Origin of the sequence: Sorangium sp. So ce363, from assembly GCF_051520435.1 — a bacterium.
GTDB lineage: Bacteria > Myxococcota_A > Polyangia > Polyangiales > Polyangiaceae > Sorangium > Sorangium cellulosum_B.
The window spans coordinates 2,601,008-2,622,822 of sequence record NZ_CP150333.1 but is presented as its reverse complement, the minus strand read 5'-3'; the positions used below and the strand labels follow the sequence as shown (position 1 = coordinate 2,622,822).

Below are 21,815 nucleotides of genomic sequence, written 5' to 3'. Positions count from 1 at the left end.
CCCGGGCTCGCGCGCCGCTACGAGGGCTCGATCGGCTCCTCGTCGAACGGCTCGCAGACGAGATAGACCTTCTTCCCGCTCGGATGGATCGCGAGCGTCGCGTAGCGCGGGCAGGCGAAGCACTCCCGCGCGTCCACCGTCGCCGCCCGCCGCGGGCAGCGCACCCTCCGTGGCTCGGTGCCACCCCCCTCGACCTCGATCCACACCAGCTTGTCCGATTCCTCCAGATGACAGGCCATGGCGACCTCCTCCCGCGGCCATCCGCCGATGAAAGGCGGTTTGCAATCATCGAGCCGGAAGATGTCGACCCGCGGCGCCGCCATGGAGAACCGCCAGGACCGCACCCGGATCGCGCCTGTTGCCGTCGATTCCCATGCTTCTTCACGGCTCCTCACGTCGTCGCTCGGCGGCGGGGCGGGCTGCCGCTCCTCGCCCCGGGTTCGGGGGCGCACGCCCTGCGCCGAGAGGCGCGCGGACTGCATCCACGATGGCACGAGGAACGGGCCCTGCCGCGCCGGCCGGCCCACGCCTCGGCGAAGCGCATGGCGCACCCCTTGCTGCGTCGTACGTGCTGCGGTGGACGCCGCAGCACTCTTCCCAGGGGGTCGCGATGGCAGACTGGCTCGTCGTGCTGCTGGCGGCTGCTGGAGGCGCCGTGGCGTTGATCGTCGGGACGAGAAGCCTGCTCGCCCGGCGGCATTACCACACCTCGGAGACCACCCTGGTCTGTCCACGGACCGGGGCTCCCGTGCGGTGTCGACTTGTCGTCGACGGCCGCTCCGAGGAGCCCGTCGAGGTCGCACACTGCTCGCTTCTCCCCGGCGGGCGGCCCACGTGCGAGCAGGACTGTGTGAAGCTCCTGAACCTGGGCATCCGGCTCGCGCCCGTCGAGCCAGCGCGTCCACCACGAACGCACGAGCGCCCTGACGCGGGCGAGCCCGGCGCCGGCGAGGAGCCCGGCCCGCCCTCGCCCTGATGGGACCAGGGGCTCGCGACGCGCAAGGCGTGCGCCGCCCCGCACTCCCTGCATCGCGCAGCGCGCCGGCCGGCCCGCCGCCGCCCGGGAGCCGTGATGGCACATCGCGTGCTGTCATGGCCGGAACCATGGCTTTCCAGATACCGAAGATGACGACCCGCTCCTCGGCCAACCTGCCGATCGCGATGGTCCTCCTGGGGACTGGCTCCCTGCTGTGGATCCGCGCCGCGCTGCGCACGCCGGGCGCGCTGGACATGACCCCCAGCGTCGACGGCTGCCTCACGGTGGGGATCGTCGGCGTGCTGCTCGCGTTGCTTCACGGCGTCACGTACCCGACAGCGCTCCTGTCGATCGCGGCCCCGATCGCCCTCGTGCAGCTCCTCGCCACCGGGGGTTCGGGCTTCGCTTTCCTGCCCGTGCTGGGGATCGAGCTCACCGCGCTCGGCCTCTTCGGCCTGCCGCTCTCCCGGCTGCCTCGCCGCCGCCCTGCTGCGACGGCGCCGGCCCGCTCGCTGAGCGCGGCGCACCCGTCGCCCTCGTGAGCAGCCAGCCGCTTGCGGGTTGATCGACGCGCCGCGGTGTCGCCGCGGCGAGGCTTACCAGGCGTCGCTCCGGCCCCGCGCGAGCGGGGCCTTCGCTTTCGCCGCGGATCAGAACTCGAACTTGTCGAACGAGTTCAGGTCCTTGCACGCGTCCACGAGGCGCGCCGCCACGCCCTTCTCGCCGAGGTGGAGCCAGCCGCGCGGGTCGATGTACTTCTTGTTGGGCTTGTCCTCGCCCTCGGGGTTGCCGAGCTGCGACTTCAGGTAGGCGCCCTTGTCGTCCATGTACTTCTTGATGGGCTGCGTGAAGGCCCACTGCGTGTCCGTGTCGATGTTCATCTTGATGACGCCGTAGGACACCGCCTCGCGGATCTCCTCGCGCGACGAGCCGGAGCCGCCGTGGAACACGAAGTCGACAGGCTTCGGGCCCGTCTTGCGCTCCTTCTGGATCGCGTCCTGGGAGTTCTTCAGGATGGGCGGCCGGAGCTGCACGTTGCCCGGCTTGTAGACGCCGTGCGTGTTGCCGAACGACGCGGCGATCGTGAAGTTGCCGATCGGCTTCAGCGCGTCGTACGCGGCGAGCACCTCCGCGGGCTGGGTGTACAGCTTGGAGTTGTCGATGCCGCTGTTGTCGACGCCGTCCTCCTCGCCGCCCGTGACGCCGAGCTCGATCTCGAGCGTCATCTTGAGCGCCGCCATCTGCCGCAGGTACTTCTGGCAGATCTCGAGGTTCTCGTGGAGCGGCTCCTCGGACAGATCGAGCATGTGAGAGGAGAACAGGGGCTCTCCGTTCTTCTCGAAGAACTTCTTGCCGTGCTCCAGCAAGCCGTCGATCCACGGCAGGAGCTTCTTCGCGGCGTGATCGGTGTGCAGGATGACCGGCACGCCGTAGGCCTCGGCCAGGTTCCGCACGTAGTGCGCGCCCGCGACGGCGCCCGCGATGGCGGCCTTCTCACCCTTGTTGTCGAGGAACTTGCCGCCGAAGAAGTGGGCGCCGCCGTTCGAGAACTGGATGATGATGGGGCACTTGGCCTCTCGGGCCGCCTGGAGCGCGGCGGTCGTGCTGTGCGAGCCGATCACGTTCACGGCCGGCAGCGCACACTCGACGCTCTTCATGTACTCGAACAGCTCCTGAAGAGCGGAGCCAGTGATCACGCCGGGCTTGAGCTTCATCTTGGACATGGCACCTTGAATCCTTGTTCCTTGCTCGGGTCTCGCCCGAGCATGCAACGCGGCGAAGGAAAGCGGAAGGGTGGATCGGATCCGCAGGGCGGGCGGGTCCGGGTACCATCGCCAAAGCCCAGGGAGCAAGCGGATTCTCCGCTGGCTTCACGGTGGAATGATCACCCCACGGCGAGCTTGCCCTCGCCGAGCAGCCGCCCGGAGATCCGCATGCAGGCCTCATCCATGTCGCCCGAAGAGCTCCTCGCATCCCTCGCGGAGGCCGCGCAGGGCCTGCTGTTCCCCAGCGAGTCCGATCACGAGCTGCGCCCGTTCCGGTCGCGCGGGGACGCGTCCTCGCCGGCCGCGCTGCTCGCGGCCGAGGGCCTCGGCGCGGCGACGCCGGTCGAGGTCACGACGGCGGGCGACCTCTTCGCGCCCGTGATCGACGTGCCCGGGGACGCCGGCGACGCGGCGCTGGCCGAGGCGGGGCGGTACCGGCGGCTCGTGGACCTGCTGGAGCGCCACCTGACCGACGTCCGGGTCTACCGCGTCGGGCGCGTCGCGATCGATGTCTACGTCGTCGGCCGCCATCCGTCGGGCGCGTGGCTCGGCCTCGTGACGAAGGTCGTCGAGACCTGAGCGCGCCGCTCAGCGACCGCCGGCGGGCCCGTCGTCGACGCGCGCCTCCAGCGTCCGCTGCGCGGCCTCGGGGAGGGCGGTCATGAGGTCGTAGCCCGCGCGCCGCTCGATCTCGTCCACCGTCGTCCGGTACTGCCCCCAGCCCTGATCGAGGATGCCCGTCTCGTTCGGCATCACCACCGCGATGACCCGCGTCGCCGGGCCGATGTCGCCGGGCCCCTGCCCCGGCTCGAGGACCACGGCGACCTTGAAGAACGCGTCCGGCACGGCGACGTCCTTGCCGATGGTGGCGGCCGGTCGCTCGCGCTCGTCGAAGAGGCCGCCGGCGATCAGGAACAGCACCCGCCGCTCCTTCTGCGCGAGCTCCTGGCACGCCTCCTCGAGCCTCAGCCACGGACCGGCGTTGAGCTCGTGCCGCTGCGGCAGGATGTTCGTGAGGAGGAACGTCGCCTTGTTGTCGTCGGGGTTCCGCGTCCGCTCCTCGGAGCGGACCATGTGGCCTCGATCGAAGCCGGAGCCGGTGTAGTCGTCGTGCTGCACGCGGTACCAGCCGCCCGGCAGCGCGCTGTCGGACAGGAATTTGCCCCGATGGCGGGGCGCGTCCCCGAACGACGCGGCGTCGAGCCGCCAGCCGACCCAGTTCGCCACGTTCCTGGAGCGGTTGTAGGAGAGGGCGTACTGGGGCTTGATCATCAGGTGATCGTCGGACGCGTCGGCCCGCGCGGCGCGCGCTCCCGTGCGGGCCGGGACGCCGAGCTCGAGATGCGGGCTCGGCGCGGGCGGGCGCGAGGAGGGCGCGTCCTTCGGCGGAGCGCCCTTCGGCGGAGCGCCCTTCGGCGGCGAGGCGCTGCCGGATCGGCCGGGCGTCGGCGATGGCCTGGAGGGGCGGTCGCCGCCGAGGTCGAGGCCGAGCTCCTCGAGCACGCGCTCGAGGCCGCACTTGACCCCCACCGCGCTGAGCCCGGTCACGAGGAGCGCGACGAGCACGCGCGAACCCCAGGACTTCTGTTGTCGCTTCCTGTTCGAGCCCACGTCGACGCTGCCAGTTATCTACGGCAGGGACGGCGCGGTCGTCCAGCGCGACCTCGGCGAGGCGAGCAGCGCTCGGCCCGAAAGGCGCGTCGGTACGTTTTGCTTGAGCGTGCCGCCGCGACTCTCCATGGTTTCCGGAGCGCCGATGGAGGAGCCGGAGCACAGCGATCTGCGACGCCGGAGGACGCGCGGCTCCGCGGCCGTCGCGGTGGCCGCGGCGACCGGCGCCCTCGTGGCCTTCACCGACGGCGAGGCCACGGCGGCTCCCGCGCAGGAGCAGGCGCCCGCGGCGGCCACGCAGGGCGCCCGGGTCACGATGCCGTCGCCGCTCGGCCCCACCGAACCGCCTTACCCGCCCGGCGGCGTCGGCGATGCGACCGTGGTCGCCCGCATCACGGTGTACGCGGACGGCACCGTGGGCGCGGTCGAGGTGGAGGGCGAGGAGCCGTTCGCGAGCGCGGCCGCGCGCGCGGCGCCGTCGTGGCGGTTCGAGCCCGCCCGGCGCGACGGGCGGCCCATCGGCGCGCGCATCCTGTTCCCCGTGAAGTTCCGCGATCCTCGCGCCGCGACGCCGGCCGCGCCTCCTGCGGCGCCCGCCGGGCCCGCGCCGCCCCGCGGGAGCGTCGCGGCGGTGCCGCCCTCGCCGCCGGCTGCCGCGCAGCCCATCGACGTGGTGGTGGTGGGCGAACGCGCGGCGCCGATGACGACCTCGATGACGCGCGAGGAGGTTCGCCAGGTGCCCGGCGCGTTCGGCGATCCTTTCCGCGCGATCGAGGCGATGCCCGGCGTGACGCCCATCGCGTCCGGCGTGCCGTACTTCTTCGTGCGCGGCGCGCCGCCGGGCAACGTCGGCTACTTCATCGACGGCGTGCGCGTCCCGCTGCTCTATCACGTGGCGCTCGGCCCCAGCGTGATCCACCCGGCGCTCGTCGAGCGGGTCGATCTGTACCCCGGCGGCTTCCCGGCGCGCTTCGGGCGCTACACCGGCGGCGTCATCGCCGGCGAGACCCGGGAGCCGGCGCGCCTGCTCCACGGCGAGGCCAACCTCCGGCTCTTCGACGCGGGCGCCCTGGTCGAGGCGCCGTGGGCCGACGGCCGCGGCACCGCGCTCGTCGGCGGGCGCTACGCGTACCCGGGCGCGCTCCTCGCGCTCTTCTCGCCCGGCATCGAGCTCGGCTACTGGGACTACCAGGCGCGCGTCACCTACGACGCCTCGCCGTACGACCGGGTCGGCCTCTTCGCCTTCGGATCGCACGACTACCTCGCCCAGATCGAGGACGACGGCGACACGGACGTGGTGCTCGCCGGCGACTTCCACCGGCTCGACCTCCGCTACGACAGGTTCTTCGCGCGCGGCGGCCGCCTCCGGCACGCGATCACGCTCGGCCACGAGGAGAGCGAGAACCAGGACGGGGAGCGGGCCGGGCGCGCCCGCCTCCTCGGCGCGCGCGTGGAGCTGTCCGCGCCGGTCTCCGAGCGGCTGACGGTGCGCGCCGGCGCCGACGCACAGCTGGAGCGGTTCGACATCGACATCCGCGAGAACGACGGCGACTTCCCGACCCGGAACGACAGGGCGCTCGCGCGCCTCTTCACGAGCCGGGAGGACCTCGCCGCGGGGCTCTGGGCCGACGTCGTCGTCCGCGCCGCGCCCGGGTTCGAGGTGGTCCCAGGCCTGCGCGGCGACCTCTTCGCGTCCGGCGGCGCGACGAGGGCCACGGTGGATCCGCGGCTCGCGACGCGGCTGCAAGCGACCCCGCGCGTCGCCCTGCTGAGCGCCTTCGGCGTGACCCACCAGCCGCCGAGCTTCCTCGGCGCGGTGCCCGGCCTGCAGGTGGGCAGCCTGCGCGGCGGCGTGCAGACGGGGCTGCTGGCGAGCGCCGGCGTCGAGCTCCGCCTCCCCGGGGAGATCAAGGCCACGATCACCGGGTTCCGGAGCGGCTTCTTCGACCTGAGCGACGCCCTCGGCAACCGGCCTCCCGGCACCGACGCTGGCCTCGCGCAGCGGGCCGAGCTGCGCGGCGACGGCAGCGCCCATGGGCTGGAGATCCACGCCCACCGCAGTCTGTCGAAGCGCATCGGAGGGTTCGTGTCCTACACCCTCTCCCGCTCGGTCCGCCATGTCGGCCGGGAGAGCTTCGACTCGGCGTTCGACCGCCGCCATGTGCTCAACATGGCGGCCGCGGTCGACGTGGGCCGCGGCTGGAAGCTCGGGGGCAGGGCGGTGTTCTACAGCGGCATTCCCATGACGGTCGATTACGACCTCTGGGACAACGACGGCGTCGACGGGCAGCGCCCGGATGGCGACGACGACCGCCCCGACACGGAGCAGGACATCCGGCGCCGCGAGCAGCTGCGCGAGCGGATCGCCCAGGTGGTCCGCCGGCTGAGCCTGCCGGAGCGGCTGCCAGCGTTCTTCCGGCTGGACCTGCGGCTCGAGAAGCGGTGGATCCTCCGCGAAGGACGGACCGTCTCGCTCACGGTCGAGGTGCTCAACGCCACCGCTGGAAAAGAGACGCTGCAATACGAATGCTCGCTCCTGCGCGGATGCGAGCCGGAGACGCTCGGACCCATCATCCTACCGAGCATCGGCGCCGAATCGACCTTCTGAGCGGCATTGACGTCATCGCGCCACGAGCAGCGCTCGCGCTCACCAGGGGCGCCGCGGCTGCGCGCCCGCGCCGCGCCGAGGATCGCCGGGATCACCCGCGGGGGCGCGATCGCCCGTGCACCTGCGAGCACAATGCAGCAGAGCCACAAAAATCCCATATCGATTCATCAAACGACTTCCGTGCCGCGATGGCGTCTCCTGGCCATGACGTCCGGCAAGAGCGATAAAGCACGGGGAGATTTGTTCGCCAGCACAGAAGTCGTCGTGATGACGCCTTCCCTGACACATGTGCCGGGACCGGCAGCCGGCGTCACCCCCCGTGCAAATCATTGCGGCATCACGCAAAGACTCGTGCAGCGTCCGCTCTTCACGACGGGCCGCGAGGGCCCGGCGCGCCCACGGTCAACGCGCTGGATACCAAACAGCGCTCCGAAATGGCGGCGAACGGCGGCGCGGGCGGAGATCGTGCGCTATCCTGTTGACGTAGACGCTTTCTGGTCCAATGTTTGCGAACATGGCGTGGCGGCGCTGGAGCTGAGAGACCACGGGATATCGCACCGCGATAGACGTTGCCTCACCTCCAATCACCTGCCGTAACCATGAGGGTCAATTCATGAACTTGTATTATCGCGCACTCAGCACGGTACTCTTCTCGGCGACGCTCGCGGCCGCCGCGCTCTCTTCGGGCGATGCCGAGGCGTCGTCGTCGAGGCAGCCCACCAAGGTCGAGCGCCTGGTGTTCCCGGTGACCCTCTCCGACGGCAACACGTACGACGTCGTCGGCTACCTCTACTATCAGGGTCACGCCAAGTACCGCCCCCTTCAGGTGCTCGTCCACGGCCTGACCTACACGCACGAGTACTGGGATCTCCCGTCGTTCGGCGGACACGATTACTCCTATGCCCGGCACATGGCGAAGGAGGGATACGCCGTCCTGGCGCTCGACATGCTCGGGGCCGGAGAGAGCGGCCGGCCCGACGGCGACTCCCTCGATCTGGCCCAGACCGCCGACAGCGTCCATCAGATCATCACCGAGATGCGCACGCCGGGCGGCGTCTACAGGACGCCTTTCACGCGCGTCGCGCTCGTCGGTCACTCGAACGGCGCCATCATCAACACGTTCGTTCAGAGCACCTACAATGACGCCGATGTCCTCGTGAACACCGGTCTGGCCTTCACGCCGCACCCGATCCCGGTCCCCCCGGAGGGGATCTCCTCGCTGCTGCAGGCGCCCTATATCGCGATCCCGCCGGAGATGCGCACCGCCATCTTCTACGACACCGCGAACGCGAACCCGGCGCTCATCGATTTTGACAACGCCACCATCGCCGACACGTTCACGCGCGGGCAGTTCCTGAGCCTCCTCGCCGTCTCCGAGGACCCGACGCTCGCCGGCATCGACGAGGTGACGAGCCCGGTGTTCATCCAGTTCGGGGAGACCGACGCGCTGCAGCCGGCGTCGTACGCGGACTCCGACGCGGCGCTCTATGCCAGCGCCGAGAGCGTCACGACCGCGATCGTCCCCGACACGGGCCATATCCTGAACGCCCATTACCGCGCGCGGGTCGGCTGGCAGCAGATCGACTGCTGGGTCCACCATAACATGGGCTGGTAGGGCGCGATCGGAGCCTCGGGCAGCGCCGCCTGCCCGGACCGCCGCGGCCGGCGGCCGCCGCCCTCCCGCGGCCGGGCGGCGGCGCGCAGGCTTGGCGGCCGCTGTCCGGGACCTATGCTGCCCCCATGCGCGAACAGCTCGCCAAGACGCTCGGGGAGGTCTTCTGGACCGATCTCCGCACCCATACAGTGCGCGACGCGGTCATCGTCGTCGCCGCGGATCTCGATCTCCTGGACGTCGGCGAGGCCATGGCCGCGAACGACACGGCCGCGGTGGAGGCCTGGATCGCGGCCGGCAAGCTGACCAAGCCGACGGCCGCCGATCTCGCGCGCTGGCCGCAGCAGCTCGATCTGCGCTTCCTGTCGCTCGTGGTCGCGCCGTTCGTGCTGATCCGCCGGCCGCCCTCGCCGCCGCCCTCTTGAGGCGCGCCGCCGGCGCGACGTGATATCGTCGCCCGCATGCGCCGGTTCGAGTTCGTGCAGGGGACGAGCGCCAAGTTCTGGATGGCCGACGTGGACGACACGACCTTCATCGTCGTCTACGGGCGGCTGGGGACAGCCGGGCAACGCAAGGAGAAGGCGTTCCCCACGGCGGAGGCCGCGCAGCGCGAGTGCGACAAGAAGATCGCGGAGAAGCTCAGGGAGGGCTACCAGGAAGTGGCCGCCGCCGGGGGCGGCGCGCCGGCCGGCGGCGCCCCCGCAGCCGGCGCCGGAGCGGCCGCGCCCCCGCAGCCGCCGAAGCTCGATCTACCGCCGCGCGTCCAGCCCGGTGAGGCCACCGAGGCGCGGCGCAAGGCGGCCGTCCACGCGCTCGCCGCGGTCTCGGCCGCGCGCGGCCGGCGGAGCTGGGTGCTCGGGCGCGCCGTCCGACGCGCCCGCCGGGCGCTCGAGTCGCTCGGCGGGCTCGATCCCGCGACCGACGGGGCGCTGTCCGCCGCGCTGGACGCGCTCCTGGACCGCGTCGTCGCGCCGAGCGCGCGCGATCGCCTGCCGCTCGTGCGCGCGATCGAGCTGCTCTCGGAGCTCGACGCCGCGGCGTTCGCGCGCGCGGTGCGCGACACGTGGAAGGCCCCGCCAGCGACCTCTCCTGCCGCCGGAGCGCTCGCCCTCCTGAAGCGGCAGCTCGAGGAGCTCGACGATCCCGAGCTCGGCCTCAGGCTCGGCGCCCTGCTCGTGGATCGGCCACACCACGGCTCGATGAGCGCCGAGGCCGGGTGGGCGCGCCGCTGGAAGGCGCTCTCGCCGCACCTCGAGGCGCACCTCGCCCACCGCGGGCGCTCGCTGAAGGACCTCCTCGCGAGCATCGACGCGGGCGGCGACCCGCACGTCGCCGAGCGGGTCGCGCGGATGCGCGCGGCGTGAGCTGCCCGGCCTGAGCTGCGCTGACTGAGCTGCGCGGCCTGAGCTGCGCGTCCGGCGCGCGCCTCGAGGCAACGCTCCGGGCGCCGCGCGGCACCCCGGCATCCGCGAACACGCCCCACCCACAGGCGCACACCGCGGGAAGCGACGACGCTTCCGTCATCGTCAGATCGACTCTGGCTTGACCTGCACCGCGGGGCTCGCGATTCTCCCAGGCCATCCCGCCGCGGGAGGGCGCCTTGACGAGCTCACCGAATCCGATCGACATCGCGAACGTCAAGCAGCTCGCCACGAGCGGCTCACCCACCCTGGCCGAGGTCGTCGAGACGTACCTCGGGCAGCCGGATCCCAAACCGGAGACGCCGCTGCGCGAGGGGGCGCTCACCTTCGCGGCGTTCCTGCAGCTGCTCTCGCGCGCTCAGGGCATGCGCTCCCCCGAGCAGCGGCGAGAGCAGTCGACCGACGCGTGGAAGCGCTTCCTCGCCCAGGTCGACGCCGCGCCGCCGCCGCGGCTCGAGCTCGCGGACCTGCTCGTGCGCATCTACGAGGAGGGCACGGACGCAGGGCGCAGCGCGCTGCGCGACATCGCCACGAGCGCGCCGCTGGTCTTCGGCGCGTGGGGCGGGCTCAAGCGCATCTACAAGCTGGCCGAGGCGCGGCTCGACGCGGAGCTCTTCGGCGCGCTCGCCTTCCGCTTCGACGTCGAGCTCTCCCGCAGCCGGCGGCGCGAGGTCTCCAAGGGGACGTTGATCTACATGCGCCGCCGCGCGTGGCGCTTCCTGCGCGAGCTCGGCCGGAGCACGCCGGAGCTCTACCCGCAGTTCGCGGTCGAGGTCCTCCGTCACTACGCGCCGGGCACGGGCTTCAGCGACCTCTGGGTCGCGAACCACATCTGGGCGCACGGCACGGGCAAGTACGACGGGCGCTCGTTCCACGGCAACGTCCCGCCGAACGACCTGGTGAAGCACCGCGCCTTCGACGAGGCGTGGAAGCGATCGCCCGATCCGCTGATGCTCCTGCTCTCGGCCTGCCAGGCCGATCCGCCGGCCAAGTTCGCGATCCAGGGGCTCAAGAAGGACTTCGCCGACACCCTGCGGAGCGTCACGCCCGCGTGGCTTTCGCGCCTCGCGTACCGGCCGCTCGCGAGCGCGCACGAGTTCCTGATCGAGACGCTGCTCGGCTCGCCGGAGCTCCACCAGAGCAAGCTGCGAGGCCTCGGGCTGCACGACGCGGCGCTCGCGCTGCTCGGCTCCCCGAGCCCGAAGGCGCGCACGTTCGCGATCGAGTATGCCCGGGCGCACGCGACGGACCTCGACCCGGAGCGCCTCGCCGCGCTGCTCGACTCCGAGCACAAGGACACGCGCGCCTTCGCGGCGTCGGCGCTCCAGGGCAAGAGCCCGCGCGCGCTCGGCCACGCGTTCCTGGGGCGGCTGCTCACGCACAGCGAGACCGAGGCGTGGGCCGGCAAGGCCCTGAGCGAGAGCTTCGACCGCGCCGAGCTGCCCGAGGGCTTCCTCGTCGACATGCTCTACGGCGAGTCCGAGCAGAAGAAGTGGGCCGCCGCGTACTTCAAGGCCAAGTACCGGCCCGGCGAGCCGGGGGCGGGCTTCTGGGTGCGCGTTCTCGACGATCCGCGCCACGAGGACGACTACCAGGCGACGAAGTCCGCGCTCGACGCGCTCGGCAAGTACCCGATCGCGGCGATCGGGACGCCGTGGCTGCTCGGCGCGCTCACGCGCAAGCGCATCGGGTCCACGGTCGCGACCTGGCTCCAGAAGGCCGACGCCCTGCCCGATCTGACGGCCGAGGGCGTCGAGCGCCTGAAGGGGCTCGTCTTCAGCGCCGAGACGCGCGCGGTCGCGCTGGAGGTGCTCGGCAACCCGAAGATCGTGTCGCCGCGGCAGCTCACGCTGCCCTGGCTGCTCGCGCTCGCGCGGCGCGCGGATCCGACGCTGAACGGCTTCGCGCGCCGCTACCTCCTCTCGCACATGAAGCCGCAGGACTTCGACGCGGGGCAGGACGCGAGCGGCCGCGGCGACCGCGAGGCGGGCACGGCGAGGCTGTTCGCGCTCGCGCTCGGCGAGAAGGAGCCCGAGCCGATGCGGGCGTTCGCGCAGACGTACCTGCGCTGCCACCACCCGGTCCTCGGGCCCGAGCAGAGCGAGGCCAAGGAGCTCGAGCTGAAGCCGGCGCTCAAGCGAGGCGCGTTCACCGCCGAGCGCATCTGGCCCGCGCTCTCCGACAAGCGGGACGACGTCCGGCGCTTCGCCGCGCTCATCACGCGCGCCGAGCTCCGGGCCTGGGGCTACCAGACCCGCGTCTACGAGCTCGCGCACAGCGACGCGAAGGAGGTGCGCAACATCGCCTTCGACGCGCTCCGCAAGGTCGGCGATCCGTCGGCCGATCCGGCGATCGCGCTCACGCCGGAGGAGCTCGATCCGGCGCAGGTCTTCGCGCTCACGGAGAGCCTGAAGAAGAGCGCGCGCGAGCTCGGCCTCTCGCTCATCCTGAAGCACTACGCGCGGCTCGGCGGCCCGGAGCGCCTCGGCTGGCTGATGCAGAGCGCCGACCGCGAGGTGCGCCTCTTCGCCGTGCGGATGCTCTGGGAGAAGCACCGGCCGCGCGATCTGCCGCCGGGCTGGCGGCCGCGCGGGGCGCGCGGAGACGACGCGCGCCCCGCGGCGGAGCTGCCCGAGGACGCCGGGCGGTTCGCGGACGTCGAGGCGCTCCGGCGCTTCCTGCGGTACGTGCTGTCCGGGATCCCCGCGGGGCGGTCGCCGGAGCCGGGCGACGACGCGGGCTCGCGCAGGCGCCTCTCGGCGAGCGAGGCCAAGCGGCACGTGATCGAGGTCGTGCGCGATCTCGCGGTCGAGGACGCGGCGTTCGCGGCGCTCGTCGCCCCCGTCATCGCCGAGTTCACCGGGTCGATCGCGAAGGGCGAGTGGCAGGCGTGCCTGGCGGCGCTCCTGCGGCTCAGGCACGCGCACCCAGGGCTCGAGATCGAAGGCCTCGGAGCGGCCGGCGAAGGCCGGGCGCTCCCCGGCGTCGGACAGGAGACCGCATGAGCCACGCGATCGGCCATTACGAGAAGGTCCGCGCGCTCGCGATCGGCCCGCGGCTCCTCGCGGTCGGCGGCGTGCGCGCGCCGGCGCCGGGCGAGGCGCGCGGGACGCGCGAGACGCAGACCGCGCCATCCCCCGCCAGCGCGAGCCAGGTGACGCTGTTCGATCACGTGGCGAACAAGCCGGTGCGCTCGATCGACGTGCCCGCGCACGTGCTGGGCCTCGCCTTCGCGGGCGACCTGCTCGCGGCGGCGTGCTCCGACGGGGCGCTGCGCCTCGTCGCGGGCGGCGTGGCCGACGTGCGGGCGATCGACGTGCACCCGGGCGGCGCCACGGCGATCGCCGCGGCGCCTTCCGGCGCGCGCCTCGCGACCGTGGGGGTCGACGGCGCGCTGCGGGTGTTTCGCGTCGGTGAGGCCGCCGGCTCCCCTGCCCCGCAGCCCGGCGCCGCGGTCGAGATCTCGTCGTTCGCGCTCTCGGCGGCGCCGCTCCGCGCCGTCGCCTTCGATCCCGCCGGCGAGCTCTGCGCGGCGGCAGGCGACGACGGCATCGTCCGCGTGGTCACGCTGTCGACGGGCGCCGTCCGCGCCATGCCGGGCCACGACGGGCCGGTCACGGCGCTCGCGTTCACGCCGCGCGACGGGCGGCTTGCGTCGGGCGGCGACGACGGCACCGTGCGGCTCTGGTACCTCGTCGGCGACGTCGAGTGCGAGGTGCGCGGCGCGGACGGGAGCGGTCACGCGGGCGGCGTCCGCGCGCTCCTGTGCCTGCCCACCCCGCCGCCGCAGGAAGACGGCAAGGAGAGCGGCGACCGCCTGCTGTCCGCAGGCGCGGACGGCGCGATCCGCATCCACCGGCTCGAGGACAAGCGCAAGCCGCGCACGCTGGAGACGAGCGCGCTGGCGCTCCACGCGCTGGCGCTCGCGCCGGCCGCCGCGCGCAAAGGCGCGCGCGGGCAGGCCGCCCGCGGCGGCGCGGACGCGAAGGACGGGCTCGGCGCCGTCTTCGCCGCAGGGGACCGGCGCACGGTATGGCGCTTCCCGATCGACGCCGCCGGCGCGCCCGCGGACGGCACCGCCGAGCTCGCGCACGGCTTCGATGTCCTCGCCCAGGCGCTCTCGGGCGCGCGGCCGGCACGCGAGAGCGCCGTCAAGACGCTCGCCTCGCTCGACGAGCCCGAGGCGCTCGAGGCCGCGCTCTCCGCGCTCCGATCGGACCGCGACGCCGAGGTGCGCGCGCTCGCCGCCCGCGAGCTCGGGGCGAAAGGGCGCCGCGGCGCGCGCGCGAAGCTGCGCGAGGCGCTCGACGACGAGAGCCCGAACGTCCGCATGGCCGCGCTCGAGGCGCTCCGCGCGATCGAGCGCGACGCGCCGCTCGCCCCGCTCCGGGCGGCGCTCGATGCCCGCGCCGCGGACGTGCAGCGCCGGGCGCTCCTCGAGCTCGGGAAGCTCTATGGCAGCTCGCCGCTCATCCCGGGGCTCATCGCCGAGAAGCTCGCCGGCCGCGACGCGTCGGTGCGGCTCACGGCGCTCGACCAGCTCCAGCAGATCCACCCGGACGGCCCGCAGCCGCTCCGCGCCGCCTTCGAGCGCGGCCCGGCCGACCTCCGGGTCGAGGCGCTCATCCGGGCGGCGCTCGCCGGCTGGCTCTCGGCGCCGGAGTTCGCGCCGATCGCGGCGCGCGCGCTCGACGACGAGGACGCCGAGGTGCGCCGCATCGCGTTCGCGGCGAAGGTGATCGAGCGGCGCGCGCTCGCCCACGCGCTCGAGGCGCGCGACGAGGATCTCGGCCGCGCGGCGATCGACATCGCGCGGCGCGCGGCCGAGGTCCTGCGGCGCGCCGGCGCGGGCGGCGCGGAGAAGCCCGCGGCGAACGCGAAGGAGGGGGCGAAGGACGGCGCGAAGGCGGCCGACGAGGCGGCCATCAAGGCGGCGCGCGCCCGGATCCCCGGCGTGGGCAGCCCGGGGGCCGAGCCCGCCGAGGCCGACCTCGAGCCGCTGCTCACCGCGATGGCGTGCCGCACCCCGGACACGGCGGTGCGGGGGGCGCGCGGCCTCGCGCAGCTCGGCGACACGCGCGCCCTCGGCGCGCTGCTGCAGCTCACGCGCGAGCAGGACCCGTCGCTGCGACGGCAGGCGGCGACCGCGCTCGCCGAGCTCCGGGACACCCGCGCCGAGAAGCGCCTCATCTGGATGCTCGACGACGCGGACGGTGCGGTGCGCGCCGCGGCGCACGACGCCTACGCGCGGCTCCAGCCGTCGGCCCCGCTCACCGTCGCCGAGGCGTCGCTCCGCTCGTCGCAGGAGGACATCCGCGTCCGCGGGCTCGACCGGCTCGTGGCGCTCGCCGGCGAGGGCAAGGGACCGAGGCCGCCCGAGGCCGAGGCGCTGCTCGCCGACGCGATCGAGGACGAGTCGCCCAAGGTCCGCCGCGAGGCGTTCCGGACGCTCTGGTCGTGGCACGCCTCGGATCCGCAGACGGCGCTCGACCGCGCCCAGCTCGCGCGCTTCCCCGATCTGCGCCTGCGCGCCGTCGAGGAGCTCAAGGCGCACGGCGAGCAGCCGTGGGCTGCGGAGCGGCTGCACGCGGCCATCGGCGACCGCGACGCGGGCGTGGCCCAGGCCGCGTACGACGCCGTCGTCAAGCTGCGCGGCAAGGAGGCCGCGGAGCCGCACCTCGCCGCGATGGCGTCGATCCACCCCTCGGTCCGGGAGAGCGGCGCGCGCGGGGCCGCGCACATGCCGGCGGGCGACGACGCGCGCAACGCCCTGCTCCGGCTGCTCGCCACGCGCGTGCCGGTGGGCGAGGCCGCGCGCAGCGCCCTGAGCAAGCTGCTCGAGGACGAGCACGCGGGGCCGCGCATCGCCGCGATCGAGGCGCTCGACAAGCTCCTTCCGGGCGAGGCGGGGCCGCTCCACATCGGCCTCCAGTCGAGCCACCTCGACCTCCGGGTGCGCGCGGCCGAGCTCTGCGCCGTCCGGCGCGACGAGCAGCTGATCAACCCGATGCGGGCGCTCCTCGCCGATCAGTCCCTCTTGAACGCGGGTCGGGGATCCGCGTTCGCGGTCCCCTCCGCGCAGATGCCGATCCAGGTCCTCGGCCCGCTGCGCGCGCGCGCCGCGACCGCGCTGGCGACGCTGGGATCGCCGCGCCTCGTCAAGTACTTCGCCACCGAGCTGCTCAAGGACGAGTACCCCGACGTGCGCGAGCAGGCCGCGCGCGGGCTCGCGATGGCCGCCCGGCGCGGCGAGGAGGGCTACCTGCTCGACGCCATGGGCCACGCCGACGTCGCGGTGCGGTCGTGGGCCGCCGACGGGCTCGCGCGGCTCGGCGACGTGCGGGCGCTGCCGGTGCTCACGGGCACGCTGCGCCACGAGCACCCGCCCATCCGCGTCGCGACGATCATGTCGTTCGCGGCGCTCGGGCCCGAGGGCTACGGCGGCATGCTGCAGGGCCTCGAGGACAGCTCGCGCGAGGTCCAGGAGATCGTCTTCGCGATCGTGCTCGCGCGCGACCTCAGGGCGTTCCGCCGCGGCGACCCGCCGGACCTCCTGACGAGCGCGCTCTCGTCGCAGCGCTCCGACGTGCGCTTCGCCGCGGCGCGCGCGCTGGAGCTCCGCACCGATCCGGAGCTGTACCTCGCCCACCTCATCGAGGCGCTGATGCCCCCGCGCCCCGACACGGCGGAGCAGGGCCGCGCGGCCGACGGCGAGAAGCCCGCCGGCACGAAGGACTGGCCGCCCGAGGTCGCGCGCGGGCGCATCCTCGTCGGCCTCGCCGAGGCGCTCGCCAGCGACGACCCGCAGCAGCGCTACGCGGCCGCGCAGGTGCTCCGCATCCGGCGCAAGCCGGTCGAGTACTTCCGCGAGGCGAAGCGCGTGGCCGCGCTGCGCCCCGCGGGCGCCCACGTCGTGGCGGACACGACCCCGCGCGCCGCGGAGGAGAGCGACACGAAGCCCGCGAAGGGGTGGCTCCGCCGCCTCTTCGCGCAGCCCGAGCCGAGCGGGCAGAGCGGCCAGAAGCAGAGCGACAAGCCGGCCGGCGACGCGGTCCCGGAGGGCGAGCAGCGGCGGCTGCGCTGGCTCGCGTTCGGCGCGTACATGGGCCTCCTCCGGCAGGTCTCGGCGGGCGACGACGAGGCGCACCGCACGCGCCGCGACGCCATCGATCGCATCGTCGACGTCTGCGCCAAGGGGCACGTCAGCAGCACGGCGGCGGTCCCGCCGCTCGTCCGGGCGCTCGACGACCCGCACCACCTCGTGCGCAAGGCGGCGTTCGCGGGGCTCAAGGCGCTCTTCCCGGCGGGGGCGGGCGAGCCGCTCGCGCTCGGGCTCGCGTCGGCGTCGGCCGACGTGGCGCGGACCGCGCTCGACGAGATCGCCGCGCGGGGCGGCGACGCCCGCCCCGAGATCGTGCGCGCGCTCAGCTCCGCGCTGCCCGACGTGCGCCGCTACGCCTTCGAGCTCCTGGAGCGGCTCTCTCCGAAGGGCAGCCTCGATCCGCTCCTCGCGGCGCTCGGCAGCGAGCACGCCGACCTCCGCCTCGGCGTGCTCGAGCGCCTCGCGTCGTCGAGCGATCCGCGCATCGTGCCCGCCCTGTGCCGCGCGATGGAGAGCGATCACGACGACCTGCGCCTGCGCGCCGCGGAGCTCCTCGCCCGCAGCCGCGACGATCGCGCGGTCGACGTGCTCTCGGCGTTCCTGCGCGAGGGCGCGGCCGCGCCTTCGGCGCGCGCCCGCAAGGCGCTCGTCGCGCTCGCGAGCGACGCGGCGGTGCGGGCGCTCGCGGCGCGCATGGATGAGGCCGCCACGCCGGCGGACCGCGCCGCGCTGGCAGGCGCGCTCGGGAGCACGCGGAACCCCGCGGCCACCGCCCCGCTCGCGGCGCGCTTCGACGACGAGGCGGCCGAGGTCCGGAGCGCCGCGCTCAAGGCGTGCCTCGAGATCGTCGACAAGGGCCGCGAGCGCGAGAAGCGCGAGACGGCGCTCGCGCTCGCCTTCCTCGCCGCCGCCGCGCGCGCGAAGGACCCGGCGCTCCGCCTCGCCGCGGCGCGCGAGCTCGATCTCGGCGACGATCCCGCGCAGAACGACCTCCTGGTCGCGCTCTTCGCGGATCGCGATCTCCCCACGCGCGTCGCGGCCGTGACGTCCTATGCGAAGCGCGTCAAGGACAAGGGCGCGCCCTCGGGGCCGCTCGAGGCCGTGTTGCGCGCGGGCGCGCGCGAGCTCGTGCTGCCCGCCGCGGAGGGGGTGGCCGAGCGGGGCCTCGCGTCAGCGCTCCGGCCGCTCCTCCTCGTCGTGCGCGCGGGCGAGCCCGGGGAGCGGGAGCGCGCGCTGCTCGCGCTCGGCACGCTCGGGGACGCCCGCGCGCTGGAGGAGCTCGAGGCGGTGGCCGCCGGCGGCACCAAGGAAGCACCCATCGAGCCGAGCATGCAAGCCGCCGCCACGGAGGCGCTCGGCCGCATCGCCCCGAAGCTCGGGAGCGCCGAGCTCCGCAAGCGCGCCTCGGAGCGCGTCGAGCAGGCGCTCCACGCGGACTCCATCGATCTCCGCGAGTCGGCGGCGAAGGGCGTGCGCTGGATCGGCGGCGAGCGCGCCCGCGTGCTGCTCGAGGAGCTCGTGCGCGCCGGCGACACGCCCGACAGGCTCCGCGTCGTCGCGGTGAACGAGCTCGGCCTGCTCGGCGACGGCGCGGCCGAGCCCGCGCTCGCCCGCGCGCTCGACGCGCGGAGCAGCGAGGTCCGCAAGGCCGCGCGCAAGGCGCTGGAGAAGCTCTTCCCTGGCGAGCGGACGCGCGTCGAGCTCCTCGCGGTCGGGAGCGAGCACGACGACATCGCGGGCCCGGCGGCGAGCTACCTCGCCGCGGAGGCCGACCCGGCCGAGCTCTTGCCCCGGCTCGCCGCGCTCAAGGACGAGGACCTGCGGCAGCGCCTCGCCATGGGCCTGCTCCGCCGCGGCGCGCTGCCTGTGGCCGCGCTCCTGCGCATGCTCGAGGACGAGCGCGCCCCGGCGCGGCAGGAGGCCGCGCGGCTCATCGCCGCCGGCACCGTGGCCGGCGATCGCGGGGCCCTCGCGGGCGCGCTCGCCGCCGCGGCGCAGCGCACCGCGGAGCGCTGGTCGGCCGCGCACGGCGACGAGCGCAGCGCCGAGGCCGCGGCGTGGCGCGAGCTGCTCTGGGCCGCGGGGCGCGCCGGCGCGACCTCGATGGCGCCCGCGCTGCGCGCGCTCCTCTCGAACGACAGCGCCCCCGGCGAGATCCGCCGCGAGGCCGCGCGCGCCCTCGGCGCGCTCGAGTCGGCCGCGAGGTCCGCAGGGGCCGCGCCGCCCGCGGGCGCCGTGGAGGCGCTCACGGCGGCCCTCAAGGACATGGACGCCGGCGTCCGGGCCTCGGCGTCGGCCGCGCTCGCCGCGCTCGCGCCGGACGGCTCGGCCGCGATCGCCGTGGCGGTGAGGCCGTTCGACCCTGTCGCCTTCGGGCCGACCGCGCGCGTCGCCTCGCCCGAGGCGCTCGCGGCGCTCGCCGCGACCGAGCCGGGCCGGCGCCTCGCGCTGCCGTCGATCCTCGCGCGCCACGACGCCGCCGCGCTCGCCCCGCTGATCTCGCTCGCGCAGGGCAGCGGCGGCGACGCCTCCGCGCGCCTCGACGCCATCGCGGCGCTCGGCCGCGCCGGCGGCGAGCGCGCGCTCGAGGCGCTCGCCGCGATCGCCTTCGACAAGGAGAAGGCCAAAGAGAAGGCCGAGGTCGCCGCCCGCAAGGCCGCGTACAGAGCGTACCGCCGCGCGAAGCGCAAGGCGGCGGATCCCCGCGCGGCGCGGCTCGCGGCCGCGCGCTCGTCCAGAGAGCCCGAGACCCCCGAAGGAGTCAACGCATGACGGCCGCACTCGCCCGCCCGATCCTCCTCCGGTACGCCGCGCCGAGCGAGCTCGCCGCCGCCCCGCTCCACACGAGCGTGCGCCTCTCCCTCGACGGCGCCCGCGGCCCGGTCGGCGTGCGCGGCACCGTCCGCGACGCGGCGCTCTTCCGCGACGCGATGGCCGCGCTGGCGACCATCCTGGAGAGCGATCTCCGGTACAAGGGCCGGGATCGGACCGCGTACCTCGCCTACCTGATGAAGCAGGGCAAGAAGGCGACGGCGGCCATCTGGGAGGCGCAGAAGGCGTTCCTGGAGGGCGCCTTCCCCGACGACGCGGCGGCCCAGGGCGACGGCTCCGCGGCGAAGCCGAGGGCCTCCGGCGCGCTCGATCCCGTGCTCACGGTGCACCCGGACGAGGTCTCGATCGAGGTCTTCTCGCGCGACGAGAGCGCCTACGCCCGGCTCGCCTTCTCCAGCGACCTCTTCGAGGGCCGCGAGGCGGCCCACGGCACCGCCTTCGTCGATCTCTCGCCGCGCATCGTCGAGCAGATCGATCGCCTGCGCGCCTACGCCAAGGTGGAGCTCGACGCAGGCGCGGCGCGCGGAGACGCCGCGGCGGCGCGCGCCACGCCGATCGAGCGCTCGCTCGAGGTCCCGGCGACCTGGCTCCGCGGCTTCCTGCAGGTGCAGTCGGCGGCGACGCTCCCCGCGGTCTCCTGCGAGCTCGCGCCGATCGATCTCTACAACGCGCTGTTCGTGCTCCGCACCCGCAAGGCGAAGAAGCCGCCCCGAGGCCTCCGCTTCGAGCTCGTCCCCGGCAAGCCGCCGCGCCTCATCCTGGAGCCCTGGGAGATCTTGATCGAGGGCCACGGCCCTCCGTACGAGGGCCCGCCGCGCGTGGTCCGGACCTTCGGCCGGCAGCGGCTGCTCGCGCTGTCGCGGCTCCTGCCGCACGTGCAGCGCGTGCGCGCCGAGCTCCGGGGCCCCGGGCTGCCGGTCTTCTGGGTGCTCGATCTGGGCCGCGCGACGCTGACGATCGCGCTCACGGGCTGGACCGACAGCAGCTGGGCCAGCGCCGCCTCGTTCGACGCCCTGATGCCTCGCGAGGGGAAAGGCGGCGACAAGGCGCGCGCGGCGCTCGACGCGCTCGCGGGCAGGCAGCTCGCCCTCCTCCGCGAGCGGGGGCCGCTCCCGCTCGCGTCGCTCGCGGCCGGCGGCGGCGCCGAGGACGCCCGCGCGGCGCTCCAGCTCGAGTGCCTGCGCGGCCGGGTGCTCTACGACGTCGCGCGCCGCGTCTACCGCCCGCGCGAGCTGTTCGCCGATCCGGTGGACGAGCGCGACATCCGCTACAGCTCGCCCCGCGAGGCCGCGGCCCACCGCCTGCTCGGCGCGCCCGGCGCGGTGAGGCCGACCAAGGTGCACGAGATCGCCGGCGAGGGCACCGAGATCCACGGAGAGGTCGCGGACCGGGAGGCGCACCGCGACTTCGCGCCGCGGTTCACGATGGATCTCGAGGGCCGCGTCTCCGACGCGTGGTGCAGCTGCCCCACGTTCCGCCGGAGCGGCCTCCGCGAAGGTCCGTGCGAGCACATGATCGCGCTCCGCGTCGCCTACGCCCGCGAGCGCGCCGAGCGGGACGCCCTGCGCCAGACGGCCGAGGGGCGGTCGCTCATCCGCGCCGAGACGCGCACGTACGTGCGCCGCGAGGCCTCGGGCGCGGAGGTCGTCTACCGTGTCTCCCTGGACGACCGCGTAGTACACCTGTCGTGGGGGGCGCGCGCCGAAGCGCCTCGACACCAGCGCATTTGGTTTGACACGGACGGCGAAGCGCGCGACGCGTATTTCAAGGGACTGGATGCATTGACGTCCTCCGGGTTCGTGGACGCCGACGCGTCGTCAGCATGAGAAAGGAAAGGAGGTCAAGAAAAAGAGATTGTTCGTGTTGCCAGGAGAGGTTCTGAACGCA

13 protein-coding genes are annotated in these 21,815 nt (G+C 74.3%); 10 read left to right on the top strand and 3 right to left on the bottom strand.

Annotated elements, in window-relative coordinates; genetic code table 11:
• Nucleotides 1-17: 17 nt before the first annotated feature.
• Nucleotides 18-239 (bottom strand): hypothetical protein, encoded by a 222-nt coding sequence (locus WMF12_RS10150; protein WP_437745380.1) that lies wholly within the window; start codon nt 237-239, stop codon nt 18-20.
• Nucleotides 240-610: 371 nt separating this feature from the next.
• On the opposite strand from WMF12_RS10150, the gene WMF12_RS10145 reads away from it, so the two are divergent.
• Both WMF12_RS10145 and WMF12_RS10140 read left to right on the top strand, forming a co-directional pair.
• A complete protein-coding gene (locus WMF12_RS10145; RefSeq protein WP_437870396.1) occupies nt 611-976 on the top strand; it encodes a hypothetical protein in 366 nt (121 codons plus the stop codon).
• 128 nt (nt 977-1,104) lie between these two features.
• Complete coding sequence (locus WMF12_RS10140) at nt 1,105-1,518, top strand: hypothetical protein (RefSeq protein WP_437870394.1); 414 nt, start codon at nt 1,105-1,107, stop codon at nt 1,516-1,518.
• Nucleotides 1,519-1,626: 108 nt separating this feature from the next.
• Here WMF12_RS10140 and fbaA read toward each other — a convergent pair whose 3' ends face one another.
• Nucleotides 1,627-2,700 carry a class II fructose-bisphosphate aldolase gene (fbaA, locus tag WMF12_RS10135; RefSeq protein ID WP_437551623.1) on the bottom strand — a complete coding sequence of 358 codons (1,074 nt, stop codon included), beginning with the start codon at nt 2,698-2,700 and terminating at the stop codon, nt 1,627-1,629.
• A gap of 210 nt (nt 2,701-2,910) precedes the next feature.
• Here fbaA and WMF12_RS10130 point away from each other — a divergent pair, with 210 nt between their 5' ends.
• Nucleotides 2,911-3,321: a nuclease A inhibitor family protein gene (locus WMF12_RS10130; protein ID WP_437870392.1), complete on the top strand. Its 411-nt coding sequence runs from the start codon at nt 2,911-2,913 to the stop codon at nt 3,319-3,321.
• Nucleotides 3,322-3,330: 9 nt separating this feature from the next.
• Here WMF12_RS10130 and WMF12_RS10125 read toward each other — a convergent pair whose 3' ends face one another.
• Nucleotides 3,331-4,353, bottom strand: coding sequence for a DNA/RNA non-specific endonuclease (locus WMF12_RS10125; protein WP_437870391.1), 1,023 nt, complete (start codon nt 4,351-4,353; stop codon nt 3,331-3,333).
• 145 nt (nt 4,354-4,498) lie between these two features.
• Between WMF12_RS10125 and WMF12_RS10120 the strand changes: the two genes are divergently transcribed.
• From WMF12_RS10120 to WMF12_RS10090, 7 genes are all read left to right on the top strand, one after another.
• Nucleotides 4,499-6,961, top strand: a complete 2,463-nt coding sequence (locus WMF12_RS10120) for a TonB-dependent receptor plug domain-containing protein (protein ID WP_437870390.1) — start codon at nt 4,499-4,501, stop codon at nt 6,959-6,961.
• Between the two features lie 613 nt (nt 6,962-7,574).
• Complete coding sequence (locus WMF12_RS10115; RefSeq protein WP_437870388.1) at nt 7,575-8,576, top strand: alpha/beta hydrolase; 1,002 nt, start codon at nt 7,575-7,577, stop codon at nt 8,574-8,576.
• Nucleotides 8,577-8,701: 125 nt separating this feature from the next.
• Nucleotides 8,702-8,998: a DUF2288 domain-containing protein gene (locus WMF12_RS10110; protein ID WP_437870386.1), complete on the top strand. Its 297-nt coding sequence runs from the start codon at nt 8,702-8,704 to the stop codon at nt 8,996-8,998.
• 36 nt (nt 8,999-9,034) lie between these two features.
• Nucleotides 9,035-9,937 (top strand): WGR domain-containing protein, encoded by a 903-nt coding sequence (locus WMF12_RS10105; RefSeq protein ID WP_437870384.1) that lies wholly within the window; start codon nt 9,035-9,037, stop codon nt 9,935-9,937.
• A gap of 236 nt (nt 9,938-10,173) precedes the next feature.
• Nucleotides 10,174-12,999, top strand: coding sequence for a hypothetical protein (locus WMF12_RS10100; protein WP_437870383.1), 2,826 nt, complete (start codon nt 10,174-10,176; stop codon nt 12,997-12,999).
• Nucleotides 12,996-19,868 carry a HEAT repeat domain-containing protein gene (locus WMF12_RS10095; protein WP_437870382.1) on the top strand — a complete coding sequence of 2,291 codons (6,873 nt, stop codon included), beginning with the start codon at nt 12,996-12,998 and terminating at the stop codon, nt 19,866-19,868. Before WMF12_RS10100 ends, WMF12_RS10095 begins: the two co-directional genes overlap by 4 nt.
• Nucleotides 19,865-21,754, top strand: coding sequence for an SWIM zinc finger family protein (locus WMF12_RS10090; RefSeq protein ID WP_437870379.1), 1,890 nt, complete (start codon nt 19,865-19,867; stop codon nt 21,752-21,754). The genes WMF12_RS10095 and WMF12_RS10090 overlap by 4 nt, the downstream gene beginning before the upstream one ends.
• Nucleotides 21,755-21,815 lie beyond the last annotated feature (61 nt).